The sequence below is a fragment of the Pseudocitrobacter sp. 2023LY-00077 genome (assembly GCF_055796175.1).
The window spans coordinates 81,998-101,875 of sequence record NZ_JBSPEI010000009.1 but is presented as its reverse complement, the minus strand read 5'-3'; the positions used below and the strand labels follow the sequence as shown (position 1 = coordinate 101,875).

Here is a 19,878-nt window from a genome sequence, read left to right as displayed (position 1 = left end):
TAGTACCTGTATAAACAGAGGTCAGCGACTGCGCACTTGCCACCGAAGATGATGACTGACAATGAGTAAGAGCAGAGACTGGCTGGATTTTGACCAGCTAACGGAAGACAAACTACAGGATGGGCTGAAACCCCCATCGATGTATAAAGTGATTTTAGTCAATGATGATTACACGCCAATGGAGTTTGTTATTGACGTGTTACAAAAATTCTTTTCTTATGATGTAGAACGTGCCACACAACTCATGCTCACGGTTCACTATCAGGGTAAAGCTATTTGTGGTGTTTTCACTGCCGAGGTGGCAGAAACCAAAGTAGCCATGGTGAACAAATACGCGAGGGAGAACGAGCATCCATTGTTGTGTACGCTGGAAAAAGCCTGAAATCAGGCATGAAAATTGGGGGAGGTGCCTATGCTCAATCAAGAACTGGAACTCAGTTTAAACATGGCTTTCGCCAGAGCGCGCGAGCACCGTCATGAGTTTATGACCGTCGAGCACTTGCTGCTGGCACTGCTTAGCAACCCATCGGCCCGTGAAGCGCTGGAAGCGTGTTCTGTAGACCTGGTCGCGCTGCGTCAGGAACTCGAAGCCTTCATCGAACAAACCACGCCGGTTCTGCCGGTTAGTGAAGAAGAGCGCGACACACAGCCGACGCTCAGCTTCCAGCGTGTCCTGCAACGCGCGGTATTCCACGTTCAGTCTTCTGGCCGTAGCGAAGTCACCGGCGCAAATGTTCTGGTCGCCATTTTCAGCGAGCAGGAGTCGCAAGCTGCGTATCTTCTGCGTAAACATGAAGTGAGCCGCCTCGATGTGGTCAACTTTATCTCTCACGGTACGCGTAAAGACGAACCGAGCCAGTCTTCTGACTCCGGAAGCCCGGCCCCGAACAATGAAGAGCAAGCAGGCGGGGAGGAACGTATGGAAAACTTCACCACCAACCTTAACCAGCTTGCTCGCGTCGGCGGTATTGACCCGCTGATTGGCCGCGACAAAGAGCTGGAGCGCGCCATTCAGGTGCTCTGCCGTCGTCGCAAAAACAACCCGCTGCTGGTGGGCGAATCCGGCGTCGGTAAAACCGCAATTGCCGAAGGTCTGGCATGGCGCATCGTGCGCGGTGACGTGCCGGAAATTATGGCCGACTGCACCATCTACTCACTGGATATCGGCTCGCTGCTGGCGGGGACTAAATATCGCGGTGACTTTGAAAAACGCTTTAAAGCGTTGCTCAAACAGCTGGAGCAGGACAACAACAGTATTCTGTTCATCGACGAAATCCATACCATTATCGGTGCGGGTGCGGCGTCGGGTGGCCAGGTGGATGCCGCTAACCTGATTAAACCGCTGCTCTCCAGCGGTAAAATTCGGGTGATGGGCTCAACCACTTACCAGGAATTCAGCAACATCTTTGAGAAAGACCGCGCCCTGGCGCGTCGTTTCCAGAAAATCGACATTACCGAACCTTCTGTCGAGGAAACCGTGCAGATTATCAACGGTCTGAAACCGAAGTATGAAGCTCACCATGACGTGCGCTACACCGCGAAAGCGGTACGTGCGGCGGTTGAGCTGGCGGTGAAATACATCAACGACCGTCATCTGCCGGATAAAGCGATTGACGTGATTGATGAAGCAGGTGCGCGTGCGCGCCTGATGCCTATCAGCAAGCGTAAGAAAACGATCAACGTGGCGGACATTGAATCCGTGGTCGCGCGTATTGCGCGTATCCCGGAGAAAAGCGTCTCCCAGAGCGATCGCGATACGCTGAAAACGCTGGGTAATCGCCTGAAAATGCTGGTGTTTGGTCAGGATAAAGCCATCGATGCGTTAACCGAAGCGATCAAGATGAGCCGTGCCGGTCTCGGCCACGATCATCGTCCGGTCGGTTCATTCCTGTTCGCCGGGCCAACCGGGGTCGGGAAAACCGAGGTGACGGTCCAGCTGGCAAAAGCGATGGGCATTGAACTCCTGCGCTTTGATATGTCCGAATACATGGAACGCCATACGGTGAGCCGCCTGATTGGCGCGCCTCCTGGATACGTGGGCTTTGACCAGGGCGGTCTGCTCACCGATGCGGTTATCAAACATCCGCACGCGGTACTGCTGCTTGATGAAATCGAGAAAGCGCACCCGGACGTCTTTAACCTGCTGTTGCAGGTCATGGACAACGGCACGCTGACCGATAACAACGGCCGCAAAGCCGACTTCCGTAACGTGGTGCTGGTGATGACCACCAACGCCGGGGTGCGTGAAACCGAGCGTAAATCTATCGGCCTTATCCAGCAGGATAACAGCACCGATGCGATGGAAGAGATCAAAAAGATCTTTACGCCGGAATTCCGCAACCGTCTGGACAACATTATCTGGTTCGATCACCTCTCTACCGAGGTTATCCATCAGGTTGTCGATAAGTTTATCGTCGAGCTGCAGGTGCAGTTGGATCAGAAAGGCGTGTCGCTGGAAGTCACTCAGGAAGCCCGCAACTGGCTGGCGGAGAAAGGCTATGACCGCGCAATGGGCGCCCGTCCAATGTCCCGCGTGATTCAGGATAACCTGAAAAAACCGCTGGCGAACGAGCTGCTGTTCGGCTCACTGGTCGATGGCGGCCAGGTGACGGTGGCGCTGGATAAAGAGAAAAATGAGCTGACCTACGGGTTCCAGAGTGCGCAAAAGCACAAACCGGAAGCGGCGCATTGATTCTCTGAAGTCAGTAATTTGAAACCGGGCGAGAGCCCGGTTTTTTTATTTTTATAAAATAGAAAAGGCCGGGGATTACCCGGCCTTTCAGCATCTGGTTGCCACTAAAAGGGCTCAGGAACGATCAGCGACTACGGAAGACAATGCGGCCTTTGCTCAGGTCGTACGGGGTCAACTCAACAGTCACTTTGTCGCCCGTCAGAATGCGGATGTAGTTTTTGCGCATTTTACCGGAGATGTGCGCAGTTACCACGTGACCGTTTTCAAGTTCTACGCGGAACATAGTGTTAGGTAACGTATCAAGTACGGTACCCTGCATTTCAATATTGTCTTCTTTGGCCATCTAGTCCTCGGGGTATCACTACCATAGTTTTTAACCGGCAAGATAATGCCGAACTTCATCATGTAAGTAAAGATTTTGCGAATGAATCGCCGAAAGTCGTTTTTGCGCATTACCCCAACACCACGCGAAAAGAGCGTGCGAGTGACGCAGATCGGGTTGGATACTGCGGGAGATCTGACTCGAATGATTCCCAAACGGCGGCGGGGCAAAAGGCAGAAGCGACTCTCAGGGCACAATTATATCATCCCGACAAAAATTGTGCTGAAAACATTTACACTTCCGGTGAAAAGAGTGTCCGGGGGACCCAGAAATGTTCCGGCAAACGATGTATGCGTAATATATCGAGCTGTTCCAGGTAGTCGCGTCGCGCTATTTCTACCGCACCTAATGAGGCGGTATGACTATTCAGCACCTGACAGTCTATGAGTTTTCCGCCGCTTTGCTTAAACGTATCGCAAAATACCAACAGCGCCGTTTTTGACGCGTTTTCCGCACGGCTGAACATGGATTCCCCACAAAATAGGGCGCCCAGCGAGACACCGTACATGCCGCCAACCAGCTCGTCGCCTTTCCACACTTCAATAGAGTGCGCATGACCCAGTTCGTGCAGGCGATGATAGGCCTGTACGATGCCGGTGGTAATCCAGGTGCCTTCGTTGCGGTCTTGCGCGCAACCTTCAATCACCTGGCCAAACGCATAATTCAGCGTGATGCGATAGGGGGAACGGCTGTGAAAACGCTTCATGCTGCGGCTGATGTGAAAGGTATCTGGCCACAGCACCGCACGCGGATCGGGCGACCACCATAGAATTGGGTCGCCCGGTGAGAACCAGGGGAAAATGCCGCGCTGATAGGCCATCAGCAGGCGAGCGGGGCTTAAGTCGCCCCCTAAGGCCAGTAAACCATTCGGCTCGCGAAGCGCCCCTTCCGGGGAAGGAAACGCTATCGAGTGACGTGAGAGCTGAACAAGGCGCATGTTTCTACTACCTCATAATACCGATCGCTCAATAATAGCCTACAAACGCTGCTTAAACTTGTAATAACGCCCCTGTTGCGACAGCAATTCTGCGTGAGTACCTTGCTCAATAACTTGCCCGTTGTCCATCACCACGATGCGATTAAAACGCGCCAGCCCACGCAGGCGATGCGTCACCATCAGCACGGTTTTATCACGCATTAGCTCTGCCAGTAAATCGAGGATCTGGCTTTCAGTCGTGGCATCCAGACCTTCGGTGGGTTCATCCAGCAGCATCAGCGGCGCATCGTGCAGCAACGCTCGGGCGATTGCCAGGCGTCGCAGCTCACCACCGGACAGCTGGCGTCCACCTTCGCCCAGCCAACTGTTGAGACCGCTATCTTCCAGCAGTTTGCTAAGGCCCGTTTGTTCCAGAACGGCGCTCAGTTCGGCATCGCTGGCGTCAGGACGCGCCAGCAGAAGGTTGTCGCGGAGTGTGGCGCTAAAAAGATGCACACGCTGCGGCACCACGCTCATGGTACGGCGCAGTGTCGGTTCGTCCAGATTGCTGAGCGGTTGTTCATTAAGCAAAATCGCCCCTTGCTGCGGATCCCATGCACGCGTAATCAACTGAAGCAACGTCGATTTACCACAACCTGTGCGCCCCAGAATGGCAATATGCTCGCCTGCGTTCACCTGCAGGGAGATATCGCTCAGCGCTGACTGCGCCTGCTCCGGATAGCGGAAAGTCACTTTCTCAAAGCGTAGCGCAACCTGCGTTGGCACAGCGGCTTTTGTTTGTGGGAACGTCACTTCGGGTTTTTGCTCGATAATCTGCGTCAGGCGCAGCGCTGAAGCGATCACCTGACCAAGATGCTGGAACGCGCCGGTAACCGGGGCCAGCGCTTCAAACGCGGCCAGCGCACAGAAGACAAACAGTGCAATCAGCGCGCCAGGCTGCGTGTTGCCGCCTACGCCACCAGCGGCCAGCCAAAGCATGGCGATAACGGCTAAACCGCCAATCAGCAGCATCAGCGCTTGCGACAGGGCCGTCAGCTCCGACTGGCGACGCTGTGCGTCATGCCAGTTTACTTCCGTCTGTTCCATCTGTTCGCGGTAACGTGCGCTGGCGTTAAAAATCGTCAGCTCAGCCTGACCCTGTAGCCAACTGGTCAACTGCTGGCGATAGCGCCCGCGCAGGTGCGTTAATTGCTCGCCGGTGGGTTTGCCGGCGCGATAGAACAGCGGCGGCAGCAAAAAGAGCGTCAGCAGCATAATACCGCCGAGGGTCAGCGCCAGCGTGCCATCCAGGAAACTCAGTCCGAAGGTCACGACCAGAATAACCACCAGCGCGCCGACTAACGGCGAAATCACGCGCAGGTAGAGGTGGTCCAGCGTATCAACATCAGCCACCATGCGGTTAAGCAGTTCGCCCTGGCGAAAACGTGCCAGCCCGGCAGGGGAGAGGGGAAGCAATTTGCTGAAGGTGAAGACGCGCAGGTGTTGCAACACGCGGAAGGTGGCGTCGTGGCTGACCAGACGCTCGAAATAGCGCCCTGCGGTACGGATAATCGCTGAACCGCGTACGCCTGCCGCCGGCAGCATGTAGTTGAAGCTGTAGACGCCAGCCACGCCGACGACGGCGGAGGCCGATAAGAACCAGCCGGACAGCGTCAGCAGGCCGATGCTCGCCAGCAGGGTGACAATCGCCAGCACCACGCCGAGCGTCAGCAGCCATTTATGGCGTTTATACAGCGCCAGGTAGGGAAGTAACGCACGCATTTAAATTTCCTCCTGACGGTTAGCGAGCAGCCGCGCAAACGGCCCTTGCGCTACGGCAAGCTGCTGATAGCGGCCTTGCTCAACAATCTGACCGTTATCCATCACCCAGATGGCATCCCAGTCGGTAATTTCTTCCAGCTGGTGCGTCACCATCAGCGTGGTTTGCTGGGTAGAGGCGCGCGTCAGCGCCTGCATGACACGCTGCTCACTGTGCGCGTCCAGGCTGGCGGTGGGCTCATCGAGCAACAATAACCGGCACGGCATCAGCAGCGCACGTGCCACGGCAACGCGTTGCGCCTGGCCGACGGAGAGACGCGCGGCCTGATCGCCTACGACGGTATCAACACCCTGCGGAAGCTGCGGTAAAAACTCGCTGACCCAGGCGTTATCCAGCGCGGCCTGTAACTGTTGCTCGCTGGCGTGAGGATTGGCCAGCAGAACGTTTTCGCGCAGCGTGGTGGCCGGGAGCTGCGGGTTCTGCCCGACCCAACTCATCATGCGCCGCCAGCTATCGGGGTGAAGCTGACTCAGTTCCACGCCATTAACCTGTAAAGAACCGGTATACGGCAGAAATCCTGCCAGCGTGTTCAGCAATGAACTCTTTCCTGAGCCACTTTGCCCAACCATCACCACGCGCTGCCCGGCCTCCAGATTAAAGTTCAGAGGCCCGGCAAGGATTTTCCCTTCCGGTGAGGTAATGAAAAGCTCCCGCGCTGTCAGTGTGACCGGCTCTTTATCATTGATTTCTCGCTCACCCTGTTCCGGATGCGCCAGCGGCGTTTCCATAAATGTTTTTAAACTGTCGGCTGCGCCAACGGCCTGCGCTTTGGCGTGATAGAAGGTGCCTAAATCGCGCAATGGCTGGAAAAACTCCGGGGCGAGGATTAACGCGAGGAAACCCGACGAGAGCGTGACCGCCATCCCGTAGCTGCCAAAATTGAGTTCGCCGAGATACGAGAAACCAAAATAGACCGCCACCAGGGCGATAGAGAGTGAAGTAAAGAACTCCAGCACGCCGGAAGAGAGGAACGCCATGCGTAATACTTCCATCGTGCGCTGACGGAAATCTTGCGAGGCTTCACGGATACTGTCGGTTTCAGCCTCCCCGCGACCAAAGATACGCAGCGTTTCCATCCCACGCAGGCGGTCGAGGAAGTGGCCGCTCAGGCGAGCCAGCGCCTGGAAGTTGCGCCGGTTAGCGTCCGCCGCGCCCATCCCGACCAGCGCCATAAATAGCGGGATCAGCGGAGCGGTAAACAGCAGAATCAGCGCCGCTGCCCAGTTTGATGGGAAGATAGCAACCACAATCAGCAGCGGCACGCAGACGGCCAGCGCCATTTGCGGCAGATAACGCGCATAGTAGTCGTGCATGTCGTCAATCTGCTCAAGAATCAGCGTCGCCCAGCTACCGGCTGGTTTACCCTGAATCCATGCCGGGCCTGCCTGCTGCAGGTGGTCGAGCACCTGTTTGCGGATTTCAAAGCGAATATGCTGCCCCGCATGGAAACCCACGCGCTCGCGCAGCCACACCACCCAGGCGCGCAGAATAAAGACCAGCACCAGCAGCACAAAAGGCAGCAACAGCGCCTCGCGTGGAATATTTTCCATAATCATGTGGTGCAGAATGCGGGCCAGAAGCCAAGCTTGCGCGATAATTAATGCGCCGCTGACAAAGCCCAGCAGACGGGAAATCATCAACCAGCGACGGGAGATCAAACTTTGCTGTTTTAACCAGCGGGTGAGTTCTTGTTGACGGCTTTTATTCATTGCGTGCTTCGCAGGTGCTTGTAATGAGAATTTTTAGGCACGGCAATGTTACATCGCGGCAAAAATAAAGGCGACTTATAGTCGCCTTATTTACCTTTGTTACTGACTTGTAAAGATTATTTACACGCGTCAGCCAAACCGTCGAGATAACGCTCTGCATCGAGCGCCGCCATACAGCCGGTGCCCGCAGAGGTAATAGCCTGACGGTAGATGTGGTCCATGACGTCGCCTGCGGCGAACACGCCAGGGATGCTGGTTTGGGTAGCGTTACCGTGAATACCGGACTGCACTTTGATGTAGCCGTTTTCCAGCTCCAGCTGACCTTCAAAGATAGCCGTATTCGGGCTGTGGCCGATGGCGACAAACAGACCCGCAACGTCCAGCGTTTCAATATTGTCGCTGTTTTGCGTATCGCGCAGGCGCAGACCGCTCACGCCCATCTGATCGCCCGTCACTTCTTCGAGCGTACGGTGGGTGTGCAGCACGATGTTGCCGCTTTCCACTTTATCCATCAGACGCTTGATCAGAATTTTTTCCGCGCGGAAGCTGTCGCGACGGTGAATAAGGTGCACTTCAGCGGCGATATTAGAGAGGTACAGCGCTTCTTCAACTGCAGTGTTGCCCCCGCCGATAACCGCGACTTTCTGGTTGCGATAGAAGAAACCGTCGCAGGTCGCGCAGGCGGAAACGCCGCGGCCTTTGAACGCGTCTTCAGAAGGCAGACCCAGATAGCGAGCAGATGCTCCCGTGGCAATGATTAACGCATCGCAGGTGTATTCGCCGCTGTCGCCAATCAGGCGGAACGGACGATTTTGTAAATCCACGCTGGTGATGTGATCGAACAGAATTTCGGTTTCGAATTTCGTCGCATGCTCGTGCATACGTTCCATCAGCAGCGGCCCGGTCAGGTCGTTTGGATCGCCAGGCCAGTTTTCCACTTCTGTGGTGGTGGTCAGCTGACCGCCTTTTTCCATGCCGGTAATCAGTACCGGGTGCAGGTTTGCGCGTGCGGCGTAGACCGCTGCGGTGTATCCCGCAGGTCCTGAACCAAGGATAAGCAGCTTACTGTGTTTGGCCGTGCCCATGAGATCCCCATAATTGTTGGCAGACATTGGGCTGGATTGTAGGGAATTTGTTGACGTAAAAAAAGGGCAGAGCGATTTTGTTAACGATATGTGCAATAGCAAGAACCGATGAATTGATGGTTTTTACTACAGGGAATATAACTATTCCTACTGTGAGTCGCCCAATTATAAGACGATTTGCTATCAATTTTGCCCCACTGATAATGAATATCCGGCATGTTGTACTAAAAAACGATGTTTTGCTTTGACAATCCCCTGTGCTTTTGCGAAAACATTCAAGGAAGAAGAAAAGCAGTGTTGGCAGTGTTACGAATTTTAATGCACTGAAACACCATTTTTACCCGGCTCGCTGAAATCTACGTATGGTGTGGACAGACATCATACGTGATGTCAGCGGTGCTTTGCGGCACCGGGCTTCTCATACACGTACCCCTGGGTTATGCGCCGTCAGTGAATAGATTGCGCATAGACAACGGGTTAAGGCTCTGAACAGTGAAGTGCACAGGGTCAAGACAGGAGTAGGGAAGGAATACAGAGAGACAATAATAATGGTAGATAGTAAAAAGCGCCCCGGCAAAGATCTCGACCGCATCGATCGTAATATTCTGAACGAATTGCAAAAAGATGGGCGTATTTCCAACGTCGAGCTTTCAAAACGAGTAGGGCTTTCTCCGACGCCGTGCCTTGAGCGTGTGCGCCGACTGGAACGTCAGGGCTTCATTCAGGGCTATACTGCACTGTTGAACCCGCATTATCTGGACGCTTCACTGCTGGTCTTTGTTGAGATTACTCTGAATCGCGGTGCGCCGGATGTGTTTGAACAATTTAACGCCGCTGTACAAAAACTTGAAGAAATTCAAGAGTGTCATCTGGTCTCCGGTGATTTCGACTACCTGTTGAAAACCCGCGTACCGGATATGTCGGCATACCGTAAACTCCTGGGCGAAACCCTGCTGCGCCTGCCTGGCGTGAACGACACCCGTACCTATGTTGTTATGGAAGAAGTTAAGCAGAGTAATCGTCTGGTAATTAAGACTCGCTAATACGGAACAGGTGCAAAATCAGCTCAGTTTGATTACACTCCTGTTAATCCATACAGCAACAGTGCCGGGGAGACCCGGCGCTGTTGTCCGTTTTAGCATTTGGCACCTGGAGAGCCTTTCTTGAGCCAGGAATATACAGAAGACAAAGAAGTCAAACTGACAAAACTGAGCAGTGGACGCCGACTCCTTGAGGCGTTACTCCTCTTATGTTCCCTTTTTGCCATCTGGTTGATGGCGGCACTACTGAGCTTCAATCCTTCCGATCCCAGTTGGTCGCAAACAGCCTGGCATGAACCTATCCATAATCTGTGCGGCGCATCGGGCGCATGGCTTGCTGATACGCTGTTCTTTATTTTTGGCGTAATGGCTTACACCATTCCGGTGATAATCGTCGGCGGCTGCTGGTTTGCCTGGCGACACCGCGCCAGCGATGAATACATCGATTACTTCGCGGTCTCGTTACGCCTGATTGGCGTGCTGGCGATGATCCTCACCGCCTGCGGTCTGGCCGCGATAAACGCCGATGATATCTGGTACTTTGCCTCCGGTGGCGTGATTGGCAGCCTGCTCAGCACCGCGCTGCAACCGATGCTGCACAGCAGCGGCGGCACCATTGCCCTGTTATGTATCTGGGCGGCGGGCTTAACGCTGTTCACCGGCTGGTCCTGGGTCAGCATTGCCGAGAAAATCGGTAGCTGGATCCTCAATATTCTCACCTTCGCCAGTAATCGTACGCGCCGGGATGACACCTGGGTGGACGAAGAAGAGTACGAAGATGACGAAGAGTACGAAGACGATGTCCCTGTCGCGAAGCGTGAGTCTCGTCGGGCGCGTATTCTTCGTGGCGCACTGGCACGCCGTCAGCGTATCGCTGAAAAATTCTCAAACCCGATGGGGCGCAAGACCGATGCCGCGCTTTTCTCGGGTAAACGCATGGACGACCCGGAAGAGGCGGTACAGTACAGCGCCCGTGGCGTACAGGCCGATCCTGATGATGTGTTGTTTTCTGGCTCTACCGCATTGCGCCCGGATGCCGATGATGTGCTGTTCTCTGGCTCAAGTGCAGTGCGCAGCGAAAACGATGAATACGATCCGCTGCTGAACGGTCATTCCGTGAACGAACCGATTGCCGCCGCTGCCGCTGCTACAACGGCGACGCAGGCCTGGGCGGCCCCGGCTGACCCTGTGACGACAGCGCCGAGCGCGCTCGATGGTGCAGCACAGCCTGGCGTCGAGTGGCAGACTATCTCTGCCGCAAATCCGGTAGAACCGTCAATTGCGCCAGCGCCAGAAGGTTGGCCACCTGCGCAACCCCAACAGTACCAGGATGACCCGCTGTTGCAGGGCTATCAACAAACTCAACCGTATGTTCAGGAACCGGTTTATCAGCAACCGCAGCAGTATCAGCCGTATGAGCCTGAACCGGTGTACGAACAGCCGCAGCAATATGTGTCAGAGCCGGTCTATCAACAGCCGCAGCCGTACGTGCAAGAGCCTGTTTACGAACAGCCGCAACAGCCTCAGCCGTATACGCCGGAGCCAGTTTATCAGCAGCCGCAGGTTGAGCCTGTCGCGCCTGAACCGGTTGTAGAAGAAGAGCCGAAACCGCATCAGCGTCCGCCGCTTTACTATTTCGAAGAGGTGGAAGAAAAACGTGCGCGCGAGCGTGAGCAACTTGCCGCCTGGTATCAACCGATTCCTGAGCCGCTGGCTCCGGTTGAACAGCACATTGCGCCAGCCGTTACGCCAGCGATAGACCCGACGCCTGCCGTCGCGCCTGTTGCCGCCAGCGTGCGTGAGGCCTCCTCCACCGTTGCCGCAGTCGCCGCCACGGCAGCCGCTGCCGCACCGCTCTTTAGCCCGGTTGATGGCCCGCGCCCACAGGTAAAAGAGGGCATTGGCCCGAAATTGCCGCGGCCTAACCGCGTACGTGTGCCTACTCGCCGCGAGCTGGCGTCTTTTGGTATCAAACTGCCGTCACAGCGCATGGCGGAAGAGCGTGCCCGTGGCGTGGAGCGCGATCAGCACGATGACGATATCGACAACCTGACCGATGATGAAGCCGATGCGCTGCAACAGGATGCGTTAGCGCGTCAGTTTGCGGCGACGCAGCAGCAGCGTTACGGCAGCGATACCGATATCGATAGCGCTGAAGACGACGCAGATGATGCCGCCGAAGCGGAACTGGCTCGCCAGTTTGCCGCCAGCCAGCAGTCGCGTTATGCCAGTGAACAGCCGGCAGGCGCGCATCCGTTCTCGCTGGATGACTTCGATTTCTCGCCAACGAAAGCGCTGGTTGATGACACCCCGAAAGCCCCGCTGTTTACGCCGAGCGTAGCGCCGGAGCCGCAGGTGCAGCAGCCTCAGACACAGCAGCATTATCAGCAGCCACCTGTGCAGCAGCCGCCGCAGCATCAGCAGGCTTACCAGCCTCAGGTGCAGCAACCACCAGTGCAACAGCCGCATTATCAGCAGCCACCTGTGCAGCAACCGCAGCAGCAGGGCTATCAACCTCAGGTTCAGCAGCCGCAACAACCGGCCCCGCAGCCTAAAGAGAGCCTGATCCACCCGCTGTTGATGCGCAACGGTGACGATCGTCCGGCGCTTAAGCCGACTACGCCGCTGCCGTCATTAGATTTGCTGACTCCGCCGCCAACGGAAGTTGAGCCGGTGGATACCTTCGCGCTGGAACAAATGGCGCGTCTGGTTGAAGCACGTCTGGCTGATTTCCGTATCAAAGCGGACGTGGTGAACTACTCTCCAGGCCCGGTCATCACTCGCTTCGAGCTGAACCTGGCTCCGGGCGTAAAAGCGGCGCGTATCTCTAACCTGTCGCGCGACCTGGCCCGTTCACTCTCCACCGTCGCTGTGCGTGTGGTGGAAGTGATCCCAGGAAAACCGTACGTTGGCCTGGAACTGCCAAACAAAAAACGTCAGACCGTGTATCTGCGCGAAGTGCTCGACTGCGCACGTTTCCGCGATAACCCGTCGCCACTCTCTGTGGTGCTGGGTAAAGACATTGCCGGTGATCCGGTGGTAGCCGATCTGGCGAAAATGCCGCACCTGCTGGTTGCCGGTACGACGGGTTCCGGTAAGTCTGTCGGCGTGAACGCCATGATCCTCAGCATGCTTTACAAAGCGCAGCCTGAAGATGTGCGTTTCATCATGATCGACCCGAAAATGCTGGAGCTTTCCGTTTATGAAGGTATTCCGCATCTGTTAACGGAAGTGGTCACCGACATGAAAGACGCGGCCAACGCCCTGCGCTGGAGCGTTAACGAGATGGAACGTCGCTACAAGCTGATGTCGGCATTGGGCGTGCGAAACCTGGCGGGCTACAACGAGAAAATCGCCGAAGCGAAACGCATGGGCCGTCCGATTCCGGACCCATACTGGAAACCGGGCGACAGCATGGATGCCACGCATCCGGTGCTGGAAAAACTGCCGTACATCGTGGTGCTGGTGGATGAATTTGCTGACCTGATGATGACGGTCGGTAAAAAAGTGGAAGAGCTGATCGCCCGTCTGGCACAGAAAGCGCGTGCCGCCGGTATCCACCTGGTGCTGGCAACCCAGCGTCCGTCGGTTGACGTTATTACTGGCCTGATTAAAGCGAACATCCCGACGCGTATCGCGTTTACCGTGTCGAGTAAAATCGACTCCCGTACCATCCTTGATCAGGGCGGCGCGGAATCGCTGCTGGGGATGGGCGACATGCTCTACTCCGGGCCGAACTCCAGCACGCCGGTGCGTGTCCATGGCGCGTTTGTGCGCGATGAAGAAGTTCACGCCGTGGTGCAGGACTGGAAAGCGCGCGGTCGTCCGCAGTATGTTGACGGCATCACCTCTGACAGCGAAAGCGAAGGCGGCGGTGGCGGCTTAGACGGCGGCGAAGAGCTGGATCCGTTATTCGATCAGGCGGTGAATTTTGTGACGCAAAAACGTAAAGCCTCGATCTCTGGCGTACAGCGCCAGTTCCGTATCGGTTATAACCGTGCGGCGCGCATCATCGAACAGATGGAAGCGCAGGGTATCGTGAGCGAGCAAGGGCACAACGGTAACCGCGAAGTGCTTGCGCCACCACCGTTTGAGTGATCGTAAAACCAGGTAAATAAGTCAAAATTCAGTATTTTCTTCTGTCGCCTCGCCGGGCTTAGGCCTAAAGTGAGCGACAGAAGACTCCCCGTCGGGAGCATGATGCTATTAAGGATTAACGATGAAAAAGGCAGCAATCACGTGTGCATTACTTTCCAGCTTTGTTGTCACTAGCGTCTGGGCAGATGCTGCCAGCGACCTGAAAAGCCGTCTGGATAAAGTGAGCAGTTTCCACGCGAGTTTCACCCAGAAAGTGACTGACGGTAGCGGCAATGCGGTACAGGAAGGTCAGGGCGATCTGTGGGTGAAACGCCCGAATCTGTTTAACTGGCACATGACTCAGCCGGATGAAAGCATTCTGGTGTCTGATGGTAAAACCCTGTGGTTCTACAACCCGTTTGTGGAACAGGCCACCGCCACGCGTCTGAGCGATGCGACCGGCAATACGCCGTTTATGCTGATTGCGCGCAACCAGTCCAGCGACTGGGCGCAGTACAACATCAAACAGAGCGGCGATGACTTCATGCTGACGCCGAAAGGCAGCAACGGCAATCTGAAGCAGTTCACCATTAACGTCGGTCGCGATGGCACCATCCATCAGTTCAGCGCGATTGAACAGGACGACCAGCGCAGCAGCTATCAGCTGAAATCGCAGCAAAACGGCGCGGTGGACGCGTCTAAGTTTACCTTTACGCCGCCAGCCGGGGTGACGGTGGACGATCAACGTAAATAGAGGTAAGTCGTGAGCAACATGTCGCTCGACTTTTCAGATAATACCTTTCAACCTCTGGCCGCCCGTATGCGGCCAGAAAATTTAGCGCAGTACATCGGCCAGCAGCATCTGCTGGCCGCCGGGAAACCGCTGCCGCGCGCTATCGAAGCCGGGCATTTGCACTCAATGATCCTGTGGGGGCCGCCGGGCACCGGTAAAACGACCCTTGCGGAAGTGATTGCCCGTTACGCCAGCGCTGATGTCGAACGCATCTCTGCGGTGACGTCCGGGGTGAAAGAGATCCGCGAAGCCATTGAACGCGCCCGACAGAATCGCAATGCCGGTCGTCGCACCATTCTGTTTGTCGATGAAGTCCACCGTTTCAATAAAAGTCAGCAGGACGCCTTTCTGCCGCACATTGAAGACGGCACCATTACCTTTATCGGCGCGACAACCGAAAACCCCTCGTTTGAACTGAATTCGGCGCTGCTCTCCAGGGCGCGCGTCTATTTGCTGAAATCCCTCACCACTGAGGATATTGAGCAGGTTCTGGCTCAGGCGATGGAAGACAAAACGCGCGGCTACGGCGGCCAGGATATCGTGTTGCCGGATGATACCCGCCGGGCAATTGCCGAACTGGTGAATGGCGATGCGCGTCGCGCCCTGAATACGCTGGAAATGATGGCCGATATGGCCGAAGTGGATGATTCCGGCAAGCGCACGCTCAAACCTGAACTGTTAACGGAAATCGCCGGCGAGCGCAGCGCGCGCTTTGATAACAAAGGCGACCGTTTCTACGATTTGATTTCCGCGCTGCATAAATCGGTACGCGGCAGCGCGCCGGATGCGGCGCTTTACTGGTATGCACGTATCATCTCCGCCGGTGGCGACCCGCTGTACGTCGCGCGTCGTTGCCTGGCGATTGCCTCCGAAGATGTTGGCAACGCCGACCCCCGCGCGATGCAGGTCGCCATTTCAGCATGGGATTGCTTCACCCGCGTTGGCCCTTCGGAAGGTGAACGCGCAATTGCCCAGGCGATCGTGTATCTCGCCTGTGCGCCGAAAAGTAATGCCGTCTACACCGCGTTTAAAGCGGCAATGGCCGATGCGCGTGAACGCCCGGACTATGACGTGCCGGTTCACCTGCGTAACGCGCCGACCAAACTGATGAAAGAGATGGGCTATGGGCAGGAGTATCGCTATGCCCATGATGAGCCAAATGCCTATGCTGCCGGTGAAGAGTACTTCCCGCAGGAAATGGCACAAACGCGCTATTATCGTCCAACTAACCGTGGCCTTGAAGGCAAGATTGGCGAAAAGCTCGCCTGGCTCGCTGAACAGGATCAAAATAGCCGCACAAAACGCTACCGCTAGCGCAGGCGTTGCGGTAATGTTGGCAATGTATCTTTGCAACCGCAGGCTGCGGTTGCATTCCCTTTTTTAATTCGATAAGCACAGGATAAGCATGCTCGATCCCAATCTGCTGCGTACCGAGCCAGACGCAGTCGCAGAAAAACTGGCACGCCGGGGCTTTAAGCTGGATGTAGATAAACTTCGCGCTCTTGAAGAGCGTCGTAAAGTGCTGCAGGTAGAAACCGAAAACCTGCAGGCAGAGCGCAACTCGCGATCGAAATCCATTGGCCAGGCGAAAGCGCGCGGGGAAGATATCGAGCCATTACGCCTGGAAGTGAACAAACTCGGTGAGCAGCTTGATGCCGCGAAATCTGAGCTGGATGTGCTGCTGGCGGAAATCCGCGATATCGCACTGACTATCCCGAACATTCCGCACGACGATGTGCCGGTCGGTAAAGACGAAAACGACAACGTTGAAGTCAGCCGCTGGGGTACGCCGCGTGAGTTCGATTTCGAAGTCCGCGACCACGTAACGCTGGGCGAAATGCACAGCGGCCTCGATTTCGCTGCAGCAGTGAAACTGACCGGTTCCCGCTTTGTGGTGATGAAAGGCCAGATCGCGCGCATGCACCGTGCACTGTCTCAGTTCATGCTGGATCTGCACACTGAACAGCACGGTTACAGCGAGAACTATGTGCCGTATCTGGTTAACCAGGACACGCTGTACGGTACGGGTCAGCTGCCGAAATTCGCCGGTGACCTGTTCCATACGCGTCCGCTGGAAGAAGAAGCCGACAGCAGCAACTATGCGTTGATCCCAACGGCCGAAGTGCCGCTGACCAACCTGGTGCGCGATGAAATCATCGACGAAGACGACCTGCCGATCAAAATGACCGCGCATACGCCGTGCTTCCGTTCTGAAGCCGGTTCTTACGGTCGTGATACCCGTGGTCTGATCCGTATGCACCAGTTCGACAAAGTTGAGATGGTGCAGGTTGTTCGCCCGGAAGACTCCATGGCGGCGCTGGAAGAGATGACCGGTCACGCAGAGAAAGTGCTGCAACTGCTGGGTCTGCCGTACCGCAAAATCATTCTGTGCACAGGGGATATGGGCTTCGGCGCCTGCAAAACCTATGACCTGGAAGTGTGGGTTCCGGCGCAGAATACCTACCGCGAGATCTCTTCCTGCTCTAACGTCTGGGATTTCCAGGCGCGTCGTATGCAGGCTCGTTGCCGTAGCAAATCTGATAAGAAAACCCGTCTGGTGCACACCCTGAACGGCTCCGGCCTGGCAGTAGGTCGTACGCTGGTGGCGGTGCTGGAAAACTACCAGCAGGCCGATGGTCGTATTGAGGTGCCGGAAGTTCTGCGCCCGTACATGAACGGCCTCGAATATATCGGTTGATTCACCTTTCTTATGTAAAAAGCGCCTGCGGGCGCTTTTTTTATGCCCATCATTGATACTGAGCAATACCTTAACCATTCAAAAGAGAAATACTCCCTTCGAAGTAACCCGCAGCATATAAAACTAAAAAATAAATATCTCGTTATATATATGACTATATAGCGGTATTGTTTTCAATGTGAGCAACGAAGTGAGTATCCATGAAAATTAAGACCCCCGATGCCATTCTGGCAGCCGAGGTCAGCCGTCGCGGTTTGATGAAAACCTCGGCAATTGGCGGCCTGGCGATGGCCAGCAGTGCCTTCACGCTCCCGTTTAGCCGTATGGTAAGCGCCGCTGATGCGTTAGCCCCGGCAACTGCCGCTGAGCGTCTCACCTGGAGCGCGTGTACCGTAAACTGTGGCAGCCGTTGCCCGCTACGCATGCACGTTGTGGATGGTGAAATCAAATACGTCGAAACCGACAATACCGGTGATGATAACTACGACGGCTTACACCAGGTTCGCGCCTGCCTGCGCGGGCGTTCAATGCGCCGCCGCGTCTACAATCCAGACCGTCTGAAATACCCGATGAAACGCGTAGGCAAACGTGGCGAAGGGAAATTTGAGCGCATCACCTGGGAAGAGGCGTTCGATACCATCGCCACCAACATGCAGCGCCTGATCAAAGAGTACGGTAACGAATCTATCTATCTCAACTACGGTACCGGTACGCTGGGCGGCACCATGACGCGCTCCTGGCCGCCGGGAAATACCCTGGTGGCCCGCCTGATGAACTGCTGTGGCGGTTATCTGAACCATTACGGTGACTACTCGTCTGCGCAGATTGCGGAAGGTCTGAACTACACCTACGGCGGTTGGGCCGACGGCAACAGCCCGTCTGATATTGAAAACAGCCAACTTGTCGTGTTGTTTGGTAATAACCCTGGCGAAACGCGTATGAGCGGCGGTGGGGTGACGTACTACCTTGAACAGGCGCGTCAGAAATCGAATGCGCGCATGATCATCGTCGATCCGCGCTATACCGATACCGGCGCCGGGCGTGAAGATGAATGGATCCCTATTCGTCCAGGTACCGACGGGGCGTTGGTTTCTGCACTGGCGTGGGTGATGATCAGCGAAAATCTGGTCGATCAGCCGTTCCTCGATAAATACTGCGTCGGTTACGACGAGAAAACGCTGCCAGCGGGCGCGCCAGCCAATGGGCACTATAAAGCCTATATCCTCGGTCAGGGCAACGACGGCGTGGCGAAAACGCCGGAGTGGGCATCCTCTATCACCGGTATTCCGGTAGAGCGCATTGTGAAGCTGGCACGTGAAATTGCGACCGCTAAACCGGCGTTTATCTCTCAGGGCTGGGGCCCGCAGCGTCATGCTAACGGTGAAATCGCCACCCGTGCGATCTCCATGCTCTCTATTCTGACCGGTAACGTCGGTATTCATGGCGGCAATACTGGTGCCCGTGAAGGGTCTTACTCTTTACCTTTCGTCCGTATGCCGACCCTGGAAAACCCGATTCAGACCAGCATCTCCATGTTTATGTGGACCGATGCAATTGAACGTGGCCCGGAAATGACGGCGCTACGCGACGGTGTGCGCGGGAAAGATAAACTCGACGTGCCGATCAAAATGATCTGGAACTATGCGGGCAACTGCATTATCAACCAGCACTCGGAAATCAACCGCACCCACGAGATCCTCCAGGATGACAAGAAGTGCGAGCTGATTGTGGTGATCGACTGCCATATGACCTCGTCCGCGAAATACGCCGATATCATCCTGCCGGACTGCACCGCGTCTGAACAGATGGACTTCGCGCTGGATGCGTCCTGCGGCAACATGTCGTACGTCATCTTTGCTGACCAGGCGATTAAACCGCGCTTCGAGTGCAAAACTATCTACGACATGACCACAGAGCTTGCCAAACGGATGGGCGTGGAGCAGCAGTTTACCGAAGGCCGTAGCCAGGAAGAGTGGATGCGCCATCTGTATGAACAGTCGCGCGAAGCAATTCCTGAGCTGCCGGACTTCGACACCTTCCGCAAGCAGGGGATTTTCAAACAGCGCGATCCTGAAGGACATCACGTTGCGTATAAGGCTTTCCGTGAAGATCCTCAGGCCAACCCACTGACCACGCCATCGGGCAAAATCGAAATTTACTCTCAGGAACTGGCGAAAATCGCCGCAACCTGGGAACTGGCAGAAGGCGATGTTATCGATCCGCTGCCTATCTACACCCCGGGATTTGAAAACTATAACGATCCGCTGACCGAGAAATTCCCGCTTCAGCTGACTGGTTTCCACTATAAATCCCGCGTTCACTCTACCTATGGCAACGTTGAAGTGCTGAAAGCGGCCTGCCGTCAGGAAATGTGGATCAACCCGCTGGATGCGAAGAAACGCGGTATCGCCAACGGCGATCGTGTGCGCATCTTTAACGACCGTGGCGAAGTACACATCGAGGCGAAAGTCACGCCGCGTATGATGCCGGGCGTTGTCGCACTGGGCGAAGGGGCATGGTATGACCCGGATGCTAAAGGTGTGGATCAGGCGGGCTGTATCAACGTTCTGACGACGCAGCGTCCATCGCCGCTGGCGAAGGGCAACCCGTCACACACAAATCTCGTTCAGGTTGAAAGGGTGTAAG

The 19,878-nt window shown here is 55.7% G+C and carries 13 protein-coding genes; 8 read left to right on the top strand and 5 right to left on the bottom strand.

Translation table 11 applies throughout. From position 1 onward, the window contains the following. The first annotated feature begins 61 nt into the window (after positions 1 to 61). Positions 62 to 382: an ATP-dependent Clp protease adapter ClpS gene (clpS, locus tag ACWWFX_RS13245; protein WP_015965121.1), complete on the top strand. Its 321-nt coding sequence runs from the start codon at positions 62 to 64 to the stop codon at positions 380 to 382. A gap of 30 nt (positions 383 to 412) precedes the next feature. After that, positions 413 to 2,692 carry an ATP-dependent Clp protease ATP-binding subunit ClpA gene (gene clpA / locus ACWWFX_RS13240; RefSeq protein ID WP_456147520.1) on the top strand — a complete coding sequence of 760 codons (2,280 nt, stop codon included), beginning with the start codon at positions 413 to 415 and terminating at the stop codon, positions 2,690 to 2,692. A 124-nt stretch (positions 2,693 to 2,816) separates the two neighbouring features. On the opposite strand, the gene infA is transcribed toward clpA, so the two are convergent. The 5 genes from infA to trxB form a co-directional block, all read right to left on the bottom strand. Next, on the bottom strand, positions 2,817 to 3,035 hold the full coding sequence (gene infA / locus ACWWFX_RS13235) for a translation initiation factor IF-1 (protein WP_002211347.1): 219 nt from the start codon (positions 3,033 to 3,035) through the stop codon (positions 2,817 to 2,819). Between the two features lie 271 nt (positions 3,036 to 3,306). After that, positions 3,307 to 4,011, bottom strand: coding sequence for a leucyl/phenylalanyl-tRNA--protein transferase (aat, locus tag ACWWFX_RS13230; protein ID WP_473223999.1), 705 nt, complete (start codon positions 4,009 to 4,011; stop codon positions 3,307 to 3,309). 39 nt (positions 4,012 to 4,050) lie between these two features. Further along, on the bottom strand, positions 4,051 to 5,772 hold the full coding sequence (cydC, locus tag ACWWFX_RS13225; protein ID WP_473223998.1) for a heme ABC transporter ATP-binding protein/permease CydC: 1,722 nt from the start codon (positions 5,770 to 5,772) through the stop codon (positions 4,051 to 4,053). Beyond that, positions 5,773 to 7,539: a heme ABC transporter permease/ATP-binding protein CydD gene (gene cydD / locus ACWWFX_RS13220; RefSeq protein WP_473223997.1), complete on the bottom strand. Its 1,767-nt coding sequence runs from the start codon at positions 7,537 to 7,539 to the stop codon at positions 5,773 to 5,775. 116 nt (positions 7,540 to 7,655) lie between these two features. After that, positions 7,656 to 8,624, bottom strand: a complete 969-nt coding sequence (trxB, locus tag ACWWFX_RS13215) for a thioredoxin-disulfide reductase (protein ID WP_041686280.1) — start codon at positions 8,622 to 8,624, stop codon at positions 7,656 to 7,658. Positions 8,625 to 9,172: 548 nt separating this feature from the next. Here trxB and lrp point away from each other — a divergent pair. The 6 genes from lrp (at position 9,173) to dmsA (ending at position 19,877) form a co-directional block, all read left to right on the top strand. Continuing rightward, positions 9,173 to 9,667, top strand: a complete 495-nt coding sequence (gene lrp, locus ACWWFX_RS13210; protein ID WP_000228469.1) for a leucine-responsive transcriptional regulator Lrp — start codon at positions 9,173 to 9,175, stop codon at positions 9,665 to 9,667. Between the two features lie 120 nt (positions 9,668 to 9,787). After that, complete coding sequence (gene ftsK / locus ACWWFX_RS13205) at positions 9,788 to 13,762, top strand: DNA translocase FtsK (RefSeq protein ID WP_473223996.1); 3,975 nt, start codon at positions 9,788 to 9,790, stop codon at positions 13,760 to 13,762. Positions 13,763 to 13,883: 121 nt separating this feature from the next. Next, positions 13,884 to 14,495 (top strand): outer membrane lipoprotein periplasmic chaperone LolA, encoded by a 612-nt coding sequence (gene lolA / locus ACWWFX_RS13200; protein WP_473223995.1) that lies wholly within the window; start codon positions 13,884 to 13,886, stop codon positions 14,493 to 14,495. Between the two features lie 9 nt (positions 14,496 to 14,504). Beyond that, positions 14,505 to 15,848 carry a replication-associated recombination protein RarA gene (gene rarA / locus ACWWFX_RS13195; protein WP_276218013.1) on the top strand — a complete coding sequence of 448 codons (1,344 nt, stop codon included), beginning with the start codon at positions 14,505 to 14,507 and terminating at the stop codon, positions 15,846 to 15,848. Positions 15,849 to 15,939: 91 nt separating this feature from the next. Next, on the top strand, positions 15,940 to 17,232 hold the full coding sequence (gene serS, locus ACWWFX_RS13190) for a serine--tRNA ligase (RefSeq protein WP_015965112.1): 1,293 nt from the start codon (positions 15,940 to 15,942) through the stop codon (positions 17,230 to 17,232). A 200-nt stretch (positions 17,233 to 17,432) separates the two neighbouring features. Continuing rightward, a complete protein-coding gene (gene dmsA / locus ACWWFX_RS13185; protein ID WP_473223994.1) occupies positions 17,433 to 19,877 on the top strand; it encodes a dimethylsulfoxide reductase subunit A in 2,445 nt (814 codons plus the stop codon). Position 19,878 lies beyond the last annotated feature (1 nt).